The sequence below is a fragment of the Marinifilum sp. D737 genome (assembly GCF_026672275.1).
In the GTDB taxonomy this organism is placed as follows: domain Bacteria; phylum Bacteroidota; class Bacteroidia; order Bacteroidales; family Marinifilaceae; genus Marinifilum.
Window position 1 is genome coordinate 1 of the sequence record NZ_JANQCD010000084.1, and the last position, 1,693, is coordinate 1,693.

2 protein-coding genes are annotated in these 1,693 nt (G+C 31.1%); both read left to right on the forward strand.

The features are described 5' to 3' along the window. The coding region (locus tag NQ163_RS20490; RefSeq protein WP_442786038.1) for a hypothetical protein at window positions 1-926 on the forward strand (926 nt) is incomplete at its 5' end. Further along, window positions 926-1,513: a hypothetical protein gene (locus tag NQ163_RS20495; RefSeq protein WP_268192176.1), complete on the forward strand. Its 588-nt coding sequence runs from the start codon at window positions 926-928 to the stop codon at window positions 1,511-1,513. The genes NQ163_RS20490 and NQ163_RS20495, both read left to right, overlap by 1 nt. Window positions 1,514-1,693 lie beyond the last annotated feature (180 nt).

Sequence of the window (1,693 nt, forward strand, 5' to 3'; positions counted from 1 at the left end):
TGCTTACATTAAGCAATGGAAAATACCAGGAATTTCACGACTTAGAAGATGTTGTTGAAATTGGTTCGATATTATACAATACACAAACGAATCAAATTGTTGGATTCGTACAAAAGGATAGCTTGGCTATTAACGAATATATGACCCCGCATTTGGTTAGTCGTTGGATGTGTCCCGATCCGCTTTCGGAAGAATATTCAAGTTGGTCTCCATACAATTATACAATGAATAATCCTATCAAATATATTGACCCTAATGGAATGTATGCAAGTCCATACTTTGACGAAGATGGAAACTTTTTAGGTGTAGATGAGAATGGTTATGAAGGAGAAATTTATATTACAGATAAGACTACTTTTGATGAACACTCTGAAGGAGGTGTTGCTAAATCTTCAGAAATACAGGAAGATGACAATACGAAATCATTAAAGAAAACTGGAAGTTTGTCTGCTGAAGCACAATCTAATATTTACACTCATGTTTTAAATCAAATGGATGATATAGATTTCTCAAACTTGCATAATGGAAAAGTTTCAATAAGAGAAAAGACTGTTCAAAAAGCAGATTTATCGATTGTACCAATAGGATTTAATGATCCTGATAACTATCCAAGATTAGGAGCAGGAGAAACCAGTAGCGGAGCTTATAAGATAACTGCTACAAGTGGAGAGTATTCAACTGACCTTTATACTGTAGAAAGTATACAAAACTATTTAGGAGTTCATGAATATTATGGACATAAAGTAAAGGGATATTCAGGAGGGCAAAATCTTGGTGGAACTCATTGGAAAGCTTATCGTGAACAGATGAAACATCCAACATATAAAAAACTACCAGGAAGTCAACGTTCTGAAATTATGGGGCGAATGATAGAATATTTGAGATATGAAAATCCTAGTTTATATAACAAATTAATGTCAAAATAATGAGAGAGTTTTTATTAATCAGTCTATCATTGATGTTATCTTTTTCATCCTGCCAAATTAGTAGGGATTCAAAAGAAAAGGACTTGGATGTCGATTTTGAATTGTTTGAATTTTTTATGAATTGTAATGAAATTAACTTAACTGATTCCATTAGATACAGCCCTTATGAGATGTTTTTAAGGTTTAATTTAAAAAACACATCCGATGAAACATTATTGTTTGGTTCGAACCATAGAAAGTATTCTTCAGAAGAAAAAGTTTATGGTATAATAGAGTTAATTGCTTTGCAAGATACGATTGTTTTTTATACTCGGAATGATTTAATTGAGATTACACCAAATGATTCGTTGTCAATTACGGCCGAATACAATGATCGGAGATTTTTTAATAAGTTTAGCAAAGAAAAAATCTATCAACTTATTAATTCTGGAGAATTGTACTACTCTGCTAAAAAGGAAGATTATAAAGAAAAATCTAAAAATGATAAATACTTTTTTTTAGAAAGAATAAAAATAAAAAAGCAAAACAATCTTAAATTATTTATTTGTTCAAAAGGTGAAGTAGTGGAGTTTTATCCTAAAGATTGAATGATTATGAAGATAACCAAAATTCTAGTTATTGCCTTCTTGCTTACTTCAGTCTTAACAAGTAAGGCAGAAGAATACCCTTGGGAAAATATGGGTTTAAATTCAAGGTGCTTACATTAAGCAATGGAAAATACCAGGAATTTCACGACTTAGAAGATGTTGTTGAAATTGGTTCGATAT